Raw genomic sequence first — 12,331 nt, forward strand, 5'->3', positions numbered from 1 at the left:
AGCGACCGGAGCCGGCCGGAACGGGCGACGGAGGGACCACCCCCTGGCAGCGCGGGCCCGGCCGTACGGAGCCGGACGCGGGCGGCGAGGGGTTCGGGGCCGCCGGCCGTGGCGGTGAGGCGAGCGGTGAGCCCCGGGAGCGGGTGCCGTCAGGGCCGTACACCCCCAGGGCGTCGTACCGGCCGCCCAATCCGGCCACGAACCCGTACCTGAAGGTGCCGAGGGACGTGGAGGGCCAGGGGCGCGCGGACGAGACGGCGGCAGGCGACGACGGCGAGGATGTGACCCGTGGCGATGTGTCCGGTGGGGATGCGCCCGGCGGCGACGTGTCCGGTGACGCTGTGCACGGTGACGATGTGTACGGCGCGCCCACCATGATCGCGCCGGTCGGACCGCCTCGGCGCGGAAACCGGCCCCCTCGCCGCCCGGGCGGGAAGCGGCGCGGCCCGCTCTGGCCGGACGACGGGCCTCCCCCGCCGCCTTCGCCACCGCCGGCCCCTCCCCCGCGGCCCCGCAAGCCCGACGGGGGCCGGTGAACGCGGTGCCCGCCGGGTGCGGAACAGGTGAGCGGGGCGCCCGCCGGGTGCGGAAGGGTTGAGCGGGGTGCCCACCGGGGGCGGGGCACCGGGCGCCGGACCCCCGCCTGACACCGCATGTTCACTGTCCGGCAGGCGGACCGCGGGGGCGGTCGGCACCGGGTGCCGGATACGGTGGGAACACCATGAGCGCATCGCAGACCTCTGACGTCCCCACTCTCCTGGTCAAGATCTTCGGCAAGGACAGGCCGGGCATCACGGCAGGCCTCTTCGACACCCTGGCCGCCTACTCCGTCGACGTGGTCGACATCGAGCAGGTCGTCACCCGTGGCCGCATCGTGCTGTGCGCGCTGGTGACCGAGCCGCCGCGGGGGCTGGAAGGGGATCTGCGGGCGACCGTCCACAGCTGGGCGGAGTCGATGAAGATGCAGGCGGAGATCATCTCCGGCATCGGTGACAACCTGCCGCGCGGCGTCGGCCGCTCCCTGGTCACCGTGCTCGGCCACCCCCTCACCTCGGAGGCCACCGCGGCGATCGCCGGGCGGATCACGGCCACCGGCGCCAACATCGACCGGATCTTCCGGCTGGCCAAGTACCCGGTGACCGCGGTGGAGTTCGCGGTGTCGGGCGTGGAGACGGAGCCGCTGCGCACCGCCCTGGTGACGGACGCGGCGAAGCTCGGCGTGGACGTGGCGGTGGTCGCCGCGGGGCTGTACCGGCGGGCGCAGCGCCTGGTCGTGATGGACGTGGACTCCACGCTCATCCAGGACGAGGTCATCGAGCTGTTCGCGGCGCACGCCGGCTGCGAGGACAAGGTCGCCGAGGTGACGGCTGCCGCGATGCGCGGGGAGCTGGACTTCGAGCAGTCGCTGCACGCGCGGGTGGCGCTGCTCGAGGGGCTCGACGCCTCGGTGGTGGACAAGGTGCGCAGCGAGGTGCGGCTGACGCCGGGTGCCCGCACCCTGATCCGTACGCTGAAGCGCCTCGGCTACCAGGTCGGCGTGGTCTCCGGTGGCTTCACCCAGGTCACGGACGATCTGAAGGAGCGGCTCGGGCTGGACTTCGCCCAGGCCAACACTCTGGAGATCGTCGACGGGAAGCTGACCGGCCGGGTCACCGGCGAGATCGTGGACCGTGCGGGCAAGGCGCGGCTGCTGCGCCGTTTCGCGGCCGAGGCGGGGGTCCCGCTGTCGCAGACGGTGGCGATCGGCGACGGCGCCAACGATCTGGACATGCTCAACGCGGCCGGTCTCGGGGTCGCCTTCAATGCCAAGCCGGTGGTGCGCGAGGCCGCGCACACGGCGGTGAACTTCCCCTTCCTGGACACGGTGCTCTACCTGCTGGGCATCACCCGTGAGGAGGTCGAGGCGGCGGACACCCTCGAGGTGGGCTGAGCGCCCCTCATCCCCTTCGAAGCGGGCTGAGTGCCCCGTCCGGCGTCACGGGCGGGCGGAGCCGCGCCTGTCCCGCGCCACCGCCATACCGTCCCTCACCACCGCGTTGTGCCGGGACCCGGCACCGAGTGTGCCGAGGACACATCGCGGTGCCGGGCCCCTGTGGTGCCATGGGCGGCACCGTGGGTCACTCGCTGGGCGCCCAGTAGTCGAGCAGGGTGGCGACGCCGGGCTCCAGGGACTTCCAGGAGCCGGTGAAGGACAGCAGGGCGAAGGCGGCGGCCGGGAAGCCGCGGCGGTTCATCCGCTCACGGGCGTCGCCCTCCGAGGAGCCGGCCAGGACGTCGGCGAGGCCCTGGATGCCGGGGTTGTGGCCGATCAGGAGGACGTTCTGAACGTCGTCGGGGGTCTCGTTGAGCAGGGCGATGAGCTCGCCGGGCGAGGCCTCGTAGATCCGCTCCTCGTAGACGGTCTTCGGGCGCTGCGGGAACTCCTGGACGGCGAGCTTCCAGGTCTCGCGGGTGCGGGTGGCGGTGGAGCAGAGGGCCAGGTCGAAGGCGATGGCGGTGTCGGCGAGCTTGCGTCCGGCTGCGGCGGCGTCCATCCGGCCGCGCTCGGCGAGCGGGCGCTCGTGGTCGTCAACGGGGGGCCAGTCGGCTTTCGCATGCCGGAAGAGGGCAATCCTGCGGGGTTCTGCGACGCTCATGCGTCCCAGCTTCGCATGAAACAGACCACAGGGCGCAGGGAGTTGACGAGCACTTCCGGGGGCGTTCCGCCACCGCTCAGCGGGCCATGAGCTGGTGCGCTCGCTCCAGGATGAGGCTGAGGGCCGGTTCGCCGGTTGCCGCCTGGGCGTCGGCGGGGTGGAGTATCAGCATCAGCAGCGTCACGAAAGCGAGCGCCGGGAGGGCGAGCGCCCACCACGGCAGCCGGATGTCGACGCCGCCCCGGGGGGCCGGGTGCGGCCGGGTCCGCGTACACGCCGACATGGGGCCTCCGCTCTTCGAGTGCTGAGTCCTGCTGTGACTCCGCTGTTCGCGGGCACGACTCGAAGGTACGGAGCGCGGGGGTGCGGGCCCATCCGGTGATCCACCCACTTGTCCCTGAGCCTGGCCCCCTAGGGGATGCGGGGGCTAGCCCCACCCCGTTCGGGGCCGCGGAGGGCCCCGCGGGCGGTGTCACGGCGCGAGCAGGGCCGCGATCACACCGATGACGACAAAGATGGCGAAGAACGCGCCGAAGACCAGCAGCAGCTTCTTCTGGCCGTTCTGCGGGTTCGGATCAAGCACTGGCATGCCCCAAGTCTCCCACCCGCACACCACCCACCCCGCCCCGGGGCCGCCCGGCGCGGCGCCCCAGGCCCGGGCGGGGGCTCTCCCCATCCCGGGGGGTACCCGCGGGACCGCCAGACGCGGCGCCCCAGGCCCGGGACGCGGGGGCTCTCCCGCCCTGGGATACGCCCGGGGTACGCCCAGACGCGCCCCCAGGTCGGGGCTCCCCCGGGGCCGCCCGGGCACGGCACCAGAGGTGCGACGAGGCCCCCCGGGGGGCGCACACCTGAGCAGGCCACCCCGAGCGCGACGAGGCTCCCCCCGGGGGCGTACACCTGAGCAGGCCACCCCGAGCGCGACGCAGCTCCCCCCGGGGCATGCCGAGGCAGACCGCCCCGGGCCTCGACAGCACTCCCCGGAGCCGGACAGGGCTCCCGCGAGGTGTCCCCGGACGAAGCGCCCCGCAGAACGGCGCTCAGCGGATCGCCGCCTCGTCCTCGACCGTGCGGTCGCGGCCTGCAAGGACGCCCATGAGCATCTGGGGGATCATCAGGCCGGCCATGAGGGCGATCGGCAGGCCCCAGCCGCCGCTGTGCTGGTAGAGGACGCCGACCAGCAGGGGGCCCGGGATGGAGATCAGATAGCCGGTGCTCTGTGCGAAGGCCGACAGCTGGGCCACCCCCGCGCCGCTCCTGGCCCGCATGCCGACCATGGTGAGCGCGAGCGGGAAGGCGCAGTTGGCGATGCCCAGGAGGAGGGCCCAGGCCCAGGCGCCGGCCGCCGGGGCGAGGTAGAGGCCTGCGTATCCGGCGAGGCCGCAGGCGCCGAGGGCGACCACGATGGGCCCCTGGCTGGGCAGCCGGGAGGCGAGGCGGGGTATGACGAAGGCGAGCGGTACGCCCATCACCATGGTCACGGCGAGCAGCACTCCTGCGGTGCCCGCGGGCACGCCCGCGTCCCGGAAGATCTGCGCCATCCAGCCCATGGTGATGTAGGCGGCGGTCGCCTGGAGCCCGAAGAAGACGGCGAGCGCCCAGGCGGTGGGGCTGCGGGTGATGCGCAGCTGCGGGGCGCCGTCCCGCTCCCCCGCCCGCTGCCGCGGTGCTTCCTGGCGTGGCAGCCGGGCGTCCGCCCCGGACGCCCGGCCGGCCACGGGTCCCGGCTCGCGGTCCCGTACGAACGGGATCCAGGGCAGTACGGCCGCGGCGGCGAGGGCCGCCCACAGGGCGAGGCCGGACTGCCAGTTCCCGCCCACCGCATCGGTGAGCGGCACGGTCACCGCCGCCGCCAGGGACGTGCCGAGGGCGAGGGCCATCGAGTACAGGCCGGTCATGGACCCGACCCGGTCGGGGAACCAGCGCTTGACGATGACCGGCATCAGGACATTGCTGACGGCGATGCCCATGAGGGCGAGGGCGGTGGCGGCGAGGAAGCCGGCCGTGCCGCCCGCGAAGGGGCGGATCAGCAGGCCGGAGGCGATGGCGGCCATGCCGGCGCACACCACCGCGCCCGGCCCGAAGCGGCGGGCGAGGCGCGGGGCGGTGACGCCGAAGACGGCGAAGCACAGCGAGGGCACCGAGGTGAGCAGCCCGGCGACGCTGCCGCTCATGCCGAGCCCGTCGCGGACCTCCTCGAGCAGCGCTCCGAGGCTGGTGATGGCCGGGCGCAGGTTCAGCGCGGCGAGGACGATGCCGGCGATCAGCAGCGGCTTCACCCAGGCGGGTGCGGTGGTGCCGCTCATGCCGGGGACCCCGTTCTCGGCCGGGGTGGCTGCTGTCCTGGACCGGGGTGCTCGCGTTCTGTTTCCAGCCATGCCGCCCATCATAGAATCATGGGATGATTGGTTGTCCAACGGGTGGTTGCCGTCCGGCGCCCCCGACCGTGCGAAGGTATGTGCCATGCCCCTGACCCATCCCCGCCGTTCGGCACTGTCCGAGCAGGTCATCGCCGCGCTGCGGAGCCAGATCACCTCGGGCGAGTGGCCGGTCGGCTCCCGCATCCCCACCGAGCCGGAGCTGGTCGAGCAGCTCGGGGTGGCCCGCAACACGGTGCGCGAGGCGGTGCGGGCGCTGGCGCACAACGGACTGCTGGACATCCGCCAGGGCTCGGGGACGTACGTCGTGGCGACCAGCGAGCTGGCGGGCGTGATGCACCGCCGCTTCGCCGACGCCGACCCCCGGCACATCGCCGAGCTGCGCTCCACGCTGGAGTCGGCCGGGGCGCGGCTGGCCGCCGAGCGGCGCACGGAGAAGGACCTCAAGCAGCTCGACACGCTGCTGCGGCGCCGCGAGGAGGCCTGGGAGTCGGGCGACGCGGAGGCGTTCGTGGTGGCCGACGCGACCTTCCATCTGGCCGTGGTGGCCGCCTCGCACAACGACGTGATGACCACGATGTACGCGGACCTGAGCGAGGTGCTGCGGGACTGGCTGCGCGAGGACGTGGGCCGGGAGCTGAACCCGGAGGCCCACATGGACCACGCCCGGCTGGTCGACGCCATCCGGGCGCAGGACGCGGCGACGGCCGCCCGGGAGGCCGCCTCCTATGCGTTCGGCTGCCGCCCGGCGCCGCTCAGCTCGCCCGCTGGTGGCTGATCCACGCGGAGCGCACCTTCTGCCAGCAGCGCCCCGTCAGCTTCACGGTCTGCGCCGGTTCGGCGGCGACGGCGCGGGAGTCGCTGTCCAGGTCCCACCAATGGGCGCACTCGACGTGCAGCCGCACCAGGTCGATGTCCGGATAGGGATTGTGGCAGTAGGCGGTCACCCAGGAGCCGTCGACGCGGATGAAGCACGCGGCCCCGAACAGGTCGTCGGTGTCCTCGGCGTCCTCCGTGCCCAGGGTTTCCGGATGGTGTCCCGGGGCCCGGTCGGGCTGGACGCGCGGCTGGGCCGCCGCCTCGTACGGAAGGACGAGCGCGACGGCGAGGGCGACGGTCGCTGAGGCCAGGCGGAAAATGCGCACAAGGGACCTCCTCGGCCGTACTGGGGAGGGGGAACACGCGGTGGAACCGCACCTCCACGATGCCCTGCCGCCGTCAGGCCCCGCCCACCCGGCTGAGCCGAACGGGTGACACGACGGGCACCGCACCGACAGGGACCGACAGGCACGAGGGCCCGCGCCGTTCGGACGCGGGCCCTCGTGATGAAACGTGCTGTCAGGCGCCGATGGCGTGCAGGCCGCCGTCCACGTGGATGATCTCGCCGGTGGTCTTCGGGAACCAGTCGCTCAGCAGCGCGACGATGCCGCGGCCGGCCGGCTCCGGGTCCTTCAGGTCCCACTCGAGCGGGGAGCGGCTGTCCCACACCGAGGCCAGCTCGCTGAAGCCCGGGATGGACTTGGCGGCCATGGAGCCGATGGGGCCCGCGGAGATGAGGTTGCAGCGGATGTTCTGCTTGCCCAGGTCGCGCGCCATGTAGCGGTTGGTGGCCTCCAGGGCGGCCTTGGCGGGGCCCATCCAGTCGTACTGCGGCCAGGCGTACTGCGCGTCGAAGGTGAGGCCGACGACGGAGCCGCCGTTCTGCATCAGCGGCAGGCAGGCCATGGTCAGCGACTTCAGGGAGAAGGCGGAGACGTGCATGGCCGTGGCGACGGACTCGAACGGCGTGTTCAGGAAGTTGCCGCCGAGCGCGTCCTGCGGGGCGAAGCCGATGGAGTGGACGACGCCGTCGAGGCCGCCGAGCTCCTCGCCGACGAGGTCGGCGAGCCGGCCGAGGTGCTCGTCGTTGGTGACGTCGAGCTCGATCACCTTGGTGGGCTTGGGCAGCTTCCTGGCGATGCGCTCGGTCAGCGTGGGCCGCGGGAACGCGGTCAGGATGATCTCGGCGCCCTGCTCCTGGGCCAGCTTGGCGGCGTGGAAAGCGATGGACGACTCCATCAGCACACCGGTGATGAGGACGCGCTTGCCCTCGAGAATTCCGCTCATGGTGTTCAGTGACCCATTCCCAGTCCGCCGTCAACGGGGATGACGGCTCCAGTGATGTACGAGGCGTCGTCCGAGGCGAGGAACCGCACCGTCGCGGCGACCTCCTCCGGCTGCGCGTACCGGCCGAGCGGCACCTGCGACAGGATGTTGGAGCGCTGCTCCTCGCTGAGCGCCCTGGTCATGTCGGTCTCGACGAAGCCGGGCGCGACGACGTTGAAGGTGATATTGCGCGAGCCCAGCTCACGGGCGAGGGAGCGCGCGAAGCCGACCAGGGCGGCCTTGGAGGCGGCGTAGTTGGCCTGGCCCGCGGAGCCGAGCAGCCCGACGACCGAGGAGATCAGCACCACGCGGCCCTTCTTGGCGCGCAGCATGCCGCGGTTGGCGCGCTTGACCACGCGGAAGGTGCCGGTGAGGTTGGTGTCGACGACCGAGGTGAAGTCCTCCTCGGACATGCGCATCAGGAGCTGGTCCTTGGTGATGCCCGCGTTGGCCACCAGGACCTCGACGGGGCCGTGCGCCTCCTCGACCTCCTTGTAGGCCTGCTCCACCTGCTCGGCGTCGGTGATGTCGCACTTGACGGCGAGGCAGCCCGCCTCCGTCAGGGCGGCCGGCGGCTCACCCGAGCGGTAGGTGTACGCGACCTTTTCTCCGGCGTCGGCGAAAGCGCGGGCGATGGCGAGGCCGATGCCCCGGTTGCCTCCGGTGACGAGAACCGAGCGGCTCAACGGATCACCCTTTCGGTAGCGGTCTGTGGACATCCGCCCGGGCACCTGGAGGTCAGGCGGCGATGGCAGGCGGCTTCACCGAAAACCTATCGGTCGTGGTGTGCCCGGGAACATTCGGGCACCGACAGTGGCCGGTGGATCACTCTGTCGGGTCCCTACAGAAAGCCCCGGGTGCGCGGAAGAAACCTGTGGTCCCCGAACGGGCGACACGACATGATGCGCAGCGACGACCGTGCCCGGCGGACACGGCGAACACCGAGGGACGCCGACGGCATGAGCGAACACCGGCAGACGGTATGAGCGAAGACCGAGAAACACCGAAACACCGAGAACACCGATAACACCGATAACACCCAGAACACTGAGAACACCGACAGGAAGAGACGTAGGTGCCTCATAGCATTGACGAAGCCTTCACGGCCCTGCCCCTGCGCTCCCTCGCCGACGCCGTGGACGCCTCGCTGCTCACCGTGCACGAGAACAAGTTCTACGCCGACACGGCCGGCACGGTGACCACCCAGCAGCGGGTGCGGCTGCATCCGGTGTTCACGGCGGTGTCGGTGGACGAGTCGAGCGGCGAGTTCGAGTCCATGCGCACCCTGGCGCCCCCGGTCGGCCGCGGCTGGGAGTATCTGCGGGGCACCGGCTGGGACTGGGACGACGAGCTGGCGCGGATCCCGGAGCTGCTCGCCGAGAAGATGCGCGCGCCGAGCGTGGAGCCGGGCCTGTACGACCTGGTGATCGACCCGTCCAACCTGTGGCTGACCATCCACGAGTCCATCGGGCATGCAACCGAGCTGGACCGCGCCCTCGGCTACGAGGCCGCCTACGCGGGAACCTCCTTCGCCACCTTCGACCAGCTGGGCAAGCTGCGCTACGGCTCGGAGCTGATGAACGTCACCGGCGACCGCACCGCCGAGCACGGCCTGGCCACCATCGGCTACGACGACGAGGGCGTCGAGGCGCAGTCCTGGGACCTGGTCAAGGACGGCGTCCTGGTCGGCTACCAGCTGGACCGGCGGATCGCGAGACTGACCGGCTTCGAGCGCTCCAACGGGTGCGCCTACGCCGACTCCCCCGCCCATGTGCCGGTGCAGCGGATGGCCAATGTGTCCCTGCAGCCGGACCCGGCCGGGATGTCGACGGAGGACCTGATCGGGTCGGTCGACCGCGGCATCTATGGGGTGGGCGACCGGTCCTGGTCCATCGACATGCAGCGCTACAACGTCTACCACATCGACCAGAAGCCTGCCACCTGCACAAACACTGATGGCAGGCGTCCGATCTCAGCACAAACTCAGTACCGGTGCATAGGCTACGCCGCCTCTTCGTCGTCCAGGGACACCAGACGAGGGGCATCGATCTTGCCCCGGAACGACGTCAGATCCCCGGCAAGCTGCTCTCCGAGAGCATCCGACCCTCGCTTGAAGGCTTTGGTCGTGAGGTGCCCGTACACCTGCTCCGTGGTCCGGGTGTCCCGGTGCCCCATCCATTGAGCGATCTCGTACAGAGGGATGCCAGCGTGGAGTGAGGTGGTCACGAAGTAGTGCCTCAGCGACTTGGGTGTGTACTGAGGGACTCCCGCGGCCTTCGCCGCATCCTTGAACTGCCGCAGAAGCCAGTCATAGGACGGATGGCGCCCAGGCTGCCGAGGAGACTCGAAGAGCCACCCCTGATCGCCCCAGATCCCGAACATGTCGATGTGGTCCGAGAAGACCTCCACGACCTGCCCAGGGATAGGAGTCCTCCGGGACTCCGCCTGCTTCCTGTGCTTGGTTCCCCGCTTCACCCCTCTTCGGCTGCCAGTGATCTGGCAGATTCCGTGAGCAGCCACCTGATGGTTGACCAGAAGGGTTGAGGACTCCCACTCGATGGACTGATCACTGATGGCCAGGGCCTCTCCAGGCCGCAGACCGCAGCCGGCCATGGCCCACACCGCGGCTCTCAGAAACTTCGGCATCTCAGCGATGATCCCCAGGACTTCATGCGTCTCGGGGATGTCCTCATCGGAGACCGGCTCGTAGGCGCTTCTGCTCTCGTTCTTCCTCGGGTTGGCCGTCTTGCACGGGTTCCGTCCGATGATCTCTGACGCCACGGCGTATCCGAACACCGAGGAGAGCAAGTTCTTCCGGACCTGAATCCCGTAGGGCTTGTAGCCCTGCTCCTTCTCCCACTGCTCCCACTTCGCGATGTCCTCGGTGCTGACAGCGCCGATGGGCCGACGAGCAAAGTGCCCCTCGAAGTGGTTGGCGTAGACCGATCGGTAGTTGGCGTAGGTGCTGGGCTCAAGACTTCCCGTGTTGAGCCACTGATCCCAGACCTCCGAGAACGGAGTCTTGGCCTTCCGCGGGTTGATATAGACGCCTAGATCCTTGTCACGTTCGACCTTGACCGCGAAGGCGTCGGCTTCCTCCTTGAGCTTGAAGCTCAGAGTGCGCTGTGCGCCGGCTCTTCCCCCAGGCTCCCTGTAGGTCACCTTCCAGGGCTTGTGAGCGCACTTCGCTTTCATCCTGCGAGGACATGAGCAGTCCTCCTTCTTGACCGTAGCCAAGAACCCTCCCCTGACAGCGGAGCCCCCGCCCTTGCGGGCGGGGGTTCAACGACTGCATGTTGACCGATTGGAGACTAGGGCTCCACAGTCTGACTGTCAATCCAGTTCTCCACGTCCCGGACCCGGAACCGGACGTGCTTGCCGACTCGGACGTGTCGCAGGCCCCACCGCTGGTAGGAGTCCATCAGCGTCCTCTTGGGGATGTTCAGGTACTCCGCGGCCTGGTCCGGTGTCAGGAGAGCGTTACTTCCACCCGCGGCCATCGCCCGGAACCTCCTCGCCGGCCTTGAAGTGCTTCAGCAAGAACACAGTCCACACCCAGGAAGTCAGGACACCCCCGAGGATGATCCCTCCCAGAAAGTTGTCCATCAGATTTCCCTCCACCCCGTGGGCTCCACCACAATCAAGGGGCCCCAGCTCTCCGAAACCGCGTACCAGGGGAGCTTCACACCAGCCACCCAGTCGGCATCGGGAAGCTCCGGGTCGTAGAGGCAGATGAGGGTTTCACCTGTCGGGTCCTCGTCCAGCCAGATGGCACCGTCAACATCTCGATAGAGCGCCATCAGCCCTCCCCCGCAATCTCCCAGCACCGAAGAAAGAACTCGGCTTCCTCCGGGAATCGGTCCCCCGTACCGTCCTCGGGGTTCGCAATCCCCTTGTAAAGGTCGTAGTCCAGCTCCGACAAGTACAGCCGGAGAGCCGACTCCAGGCGATCCTTGTCAAGCTCGTTCTTCTCCCGGACAGTCGTCATGAAGAGCCGGGCAAGGGTCTTGTTGTCCCCCTTGAGCTTCTTCACCACGTCTTCGAGGTCTACAACCCATTCAGTTGGCCGCTCTGTGCCCAGGAAGCTGCCTGTACGCCCGTCTGACGGCCTGTCGTCGCCTCTCCGGGCTTCTTGGTAGGTTGCTGCGCGACCCTCAGAGAGGCGTACAGAGCCTCATGGTGACTACAGATAGGGAATGCAAGACTCCGTATACGAATGAGAGCTGTATCACATGTTGAAACGCGATGTGCTGAGATTCGTTCTCAGCTGCAGTGGCCGTACCACCGGCAGCCAGCCGCGTGGGACGGGAGGGCCACTTCATGACAGACCACCGATTAGGGACATGGCATGCCCATTCAAACCGGACTGACTGACGCAATCCTCATCAAACTCTTCCACATGGGGCTGAGTGATAAAGAGATGGCAGAGCAGTATGGGATCTCGGTCCAGGCGGTGAGCAAGAGGAGGGTGCTCCTGGGCCTCCGGCGCAAACCCGTGGTCCGGGAGGTGAATGCTTACCTGGCCCACAGATGGAAGATCAAGAACACACAGGGCCCGAACTCGCATCACAAGAAGCACTCCGCCAAGGCTCTGAGGGTCTGGCTACGCCGGCAGCTCGGTGACAAGACTCTGAAGCCCGACCAGCTCAAGATGGCGGAACAGTGGGAGCGTGGGCTCAGGCATCGGAACGTAGTGCTCTGCTACGACCCCGACACCGAGGCAGGCTGGTACTACCGGCCCCGGACCAAGGAAGACGGCCGGCTGGTGATCGACTGGCCGCAGGACTTGGAGTTTCCTGACGAGCGCTTCCGAAAGGCCCTCGAACTGCCCGACGAACCTACTAACGAGTAACGGTTACGTTCGGTAGCTTGAGAGGACCCCCTGTAATCAGGGGTCTTTTTGTGTCTTGTTAGGTGACCCTAACGGTTGTACTCGTGACTGTGTGTTCCTGATCACGTTGAAACGAGATGTTGTCTCGTGAAACTGGCCTACTGGTCCGCCGCCATCAACGGCTATGTGACCACCCAGGACGGCCGTCCGGTCGTGGTCTGGACGGTGCTGGCCGGGGGCAGTGCAATCGGCCGTAAGGGTACGGCTAAGACGATGTCTCATGTGGTGATGTAGCGAGCTGCGGCATCATTGTTCTTCGTGGGTGTTGATCTGTCGCAGCG

The 12,331-nt window shown here is 69.2% G+C and carries 15 protein-coding genes and 1 pseudogene; 5 read left to right on the top strand and 11 right to left on the bottom strand.

The annotated features are described in order from the left end of the window. The first annotated feature begins 721 nt into the window (after nt 1-721). Nucleotides 722-1,930 carry a phosphoserine phosphatase SerB gene (gene serB / locus ABD198_RS29370; RefSeq protein ID WP_344007560.1) on the top strand — a complete coding sequence of 403 codons (1,209 nt, stop codon included), beginning with the start codon at nt 722-724 and terminating at the stop codon, nt 1,928-1,930. Nucleotides 1,931-2,117: 187 nt separating this feature from the next. Here the strand turns inward: serB and ABD198_RS29375 are convergent, their stop codons facing one another. The 4 genes from ABD198_RS29375 to ABD198_RS29390 form a co-directional block, all read right to left on the bottom strand. Continuing rightward, nucleotides 2,118-2,636: a SixA phosphatase family protein gene (locus tag ABD198_RS29375; protein ID WP_344007562.1), complete on the bottom strand. Its 519-nt coding sequence runs from the start codon at nt 2,634-2,636 to the stop codon at nt 2,118-2,120. A gap of 76 nt (nt 2,637-2,712) precedes the next feature. Then, on the bottom strand, nt 2,713-2,919 hold the full coding sequence (locus ABD198_RS29380; RefSeq protein ID WP_344007564.1) for a hypothetical protein: 207 nt from the start codon (nt 2,917-2,919) through the stop codon (nt 2,713-2,715). Between the two features lie 189 nt (nt 2,920-3,108). After that, entirely contained in the window at nt 3,109-3,225 is a 117-nt protein-coding gene (locus tag ABD198_RS29385; protein ID WP_277350678.1) for an SGM_5486 family transporter-associated protein, read from the bottom strand. 451 nt (nt 3,226-3,676) lie between these two features. Beyond that, nucleotides 3,677-4,942 (bottom strand): CynX/NimT family MFS transporter, encoded by a 1,266-nt coding sequence (locus ABD198_RS29390; protein ID WP_344007585.1) that lies wholly within the window; start codon nt 4,940-4,942, stop codon nt 3,677-3,679. 157 nt (nt 4,943-5,099) lie between these two features. Between ABD198_RS29390 and ABD198_RS29395 the strand changes: the two genes are divergently transcribed. Further along, complete coding sequence (locus ABD198_RS29395) at nt 5,100-5,792, top strand: FadR/GntR family transcriptional regulator (protein WP_344007567.1); 693 nt, start codon at nt 5,100-5,102, stop codon at nt 5,790-5,792. Here the strand turns inward: ABD198_RS29395 and ABD198_RS29400 are convergent. The 3 genes from ABD198_RS29400 to fabG all read right to left on the bottom strand — a co-directional run bounded on the left by ABD198_RS29400 (nt 5,770) and on the right by fabG (nt 7,845). Then, nucleotides 5,770-6,159: a hypothetical protein gene (locus tag ABD198_RS29400; RefSeq protein WP_344007569.1), complete on the bottom strand. Its 390-nt coding sequence runs from the start codon at nt 6,157-6,159 to the stop codon at nt 5,770-5,772. The two genes, ABD198_RS29395 and ABD198_RS29400, sit on opposite strands and share 23 nt — an antisense overlap. Before the next feature lie 193 nt (nt 6,160-6,352). Next, nucleotides 6,353-7,120 carry an enoyl-ACP reductase FabI gene (fabI, locus tag ABD198_RS29405; protein ID WP_344007571.1) on the bottom strand — a complete coding sequence of 256 codons (768 nt, stop codon included), beginning with the start codon at nt 7,118-7,120 and terminating at the stop codon, nt 6,353-6,355. Between the two features lie 5 nt (nt 7,121-7,125). After that, complete coding sequence (fabG, locus tag ABD198_RS29410; RefSeq protein ID WP_344007573.1) at nt 7,126-7,845, bottom strand: 3-oxoacyl-[acyl-carrier-protein] reductase; 720 nt, start codon at nt 7,843-7,845, stop codon at nt 7,126-7,128. A 443-nt stretch (nt 7,846-8,288) separates the two neighbouring features. Here fabG and ABD198_RS29415 point away from each other — a divergent pair. Beyond that, nucleotides 8,289-9,092 (top strand): annotated as a pseudogene (locus tag ABD198_RS29415) (TldD/PmbA family protein); the annotation flags it as partial. A gap of 68 nt (nt 9,093-9,160) precedes the next feature. Here the strand turns inward: ABD198_RS29415 and ABD198_RS29420 are convergent. The 4 genes from ABD198_RS29420 to ABD198_RS29435 all read right to left on the bottom strand — a co-directional run bounded on the left by ABD198_RS29420 (nt 9,161) and on the right by ABD198_RS29435 (nt 11,195). After that, nucleotides 9,161-10,396: a tyrosine-type recombinase/integrase gene (locus tag ABD198_RS29420; RefSeq protein ID WP_344007575.1), complete on the bottom strand. Its 1,236-nt coding sequence runs from the start codon at nt 10,394-10,396 to the stop codon at nt 9,161-9,163. A gap of 74 nt (nt 10,397-10,470) precedes the next feature. Next, nucleotides 10,471-10,659, bottom strand: a complete 189-nt coding sequence (locus ABD198_RS29425; protein ID WP_344007577.1) for a helix-turn-helix domain-containing protein — start codon at nt 10,657-10,659, stop codon at nt 10,471-10,473. Between the two features lie 105 nt (nt 10,660-10,764). Further along, nucleotides 10,765-10,959, bottom strand: a complete 195-nt coding sequence (locus ABD198_RS29430) for a hypothetical protein (RefSeq protein ID WP_344007579.1) — start codon at nt 10,957-10,959, stop codon at nt 10,765-10,767. After that, nucleotides 10,959-11,195, bottom strand: a complete 237-nt coding sequence (locus ABD198_RS29435; protein ID WP_344007581.1) for a hypothetical protein — start codon at nt 11,193-11,195, stop codon at nt 10,959-10,961. Before ABD198_RS29435 ends, ABD198_RS29430 begins: the two co-directional genes overlap by 1 nt. 312 nt (nt 11,196-11,507) lie before the next feature. Between ABD198_RS29435 and ABD198_RS29440 the strand changes: the two genes are divergently transcribed. Both ABD198_RS29440 and ABD198_RS29445 read left to right on the top strand, forming a co-directional pair. Then, complete coding sequence (locus ABD198_RS29440; RefSeq protein WP_344007583.1) at nt 11,508-12,011, top strand: hypothetical protein; 504 nt, start codon at nt 11,508-11,510, stop codon at nt 12,009-12,011. Between the two features lie 126 nt (nt 12,012-12,137). Continuing rightward, the gene (locus ABD198_RS29445; RefSeq protein ID WP_344007584.1) at nt 12,138-12,284 is read left to right on the top strand and encodes a hypothetical protein; all 147 of its coding nucleotides are present in this window, start codon (nt 12,138-12,140) and stop codon (nt 12,282-12,284) included. Nucleotides 12,285-12,331 lie beyond the last annotated feature (47 nt).

This window comes from Streptomyces thermocarboxydovorans (assembly GCF_039524635.1).
Taxonomy (GTDB): domain Bacteria; phylum Actinomycetota; class Actinomycetes; order Streptomycetales; family Streptomycetaceae; genus Streptomyces; species Streptomyces thermocarboxydovorans.

Coding starts and splice junctions, on each gene's coding strand:
- serB (WP_344007560.1), top strand. CDS start 722: ATGAGCGCATCGCAGACCTCTGACGTCCCCACTCTCCTGGTCAAGATC.
- ABD198_RS29375 (WP_344007562.1), bottom strand. CDS start 2,636: ATGAGCGTCGCAGAACCCCGCAGGATTGCCCTCTTCCGGCATGCGAAA.
- ABD198_RS29380 (WP_344007564.1), bottom strand. CDS start 2,919: ATGTCGGCGTGTACGCGGACCCGGCCGCACCCGGCCCCCCGGGGCGGC.
- ABD198_RS29385 (WP_277350678.1), bottom strand. CDS start 3,225: ATGCCAGTGCTTGATCCGAACCCGCAGAACGGCCAGAAGAAGCTGCTG.
- ABD198_RS29390 (WP_344007585.1), bottom strand. CDS start 4,942: ATGAGCGGCACCACCGCACCCGCCTGGGTGAAGCCGCTGCTGATCGCC.
- ABD198_RS29395 (WP_344007567.1), top strand. CDS start 5,100: ATGCCCCTGACCCATCCCCGCCGTTCGGCACTGTCCGAGCAGGTCATC.
- fabI (WP_344007571.1), bottom strand. CDS start 7,120: ATGAGCGGAATTCTCGAGGGCAAGCGCGTCCTCATCACCGGTGTGCTG.
- ABD198_RS29425 (WP_344007577.1), bottom strand. CDS start 10,659: ATGGCCGCGGGTGGAAGTAACGCTCTCCTGACACCGGACCAGGCCGCG.
- ABD198_RS29430 (WP_344007579.1), bottom strand. CDS start 10,959: ATGGCGCTCTATCGAGATGTTGACGGTGCCATCTGGCTGGACGAGGAC.
- ABD198_RS29440 (WP_344007583.1), top strand. CDS start 11,508: ATGCCCATTCAAACCGGACTGACTGACGCAATCCTCATCAAACTCTTC.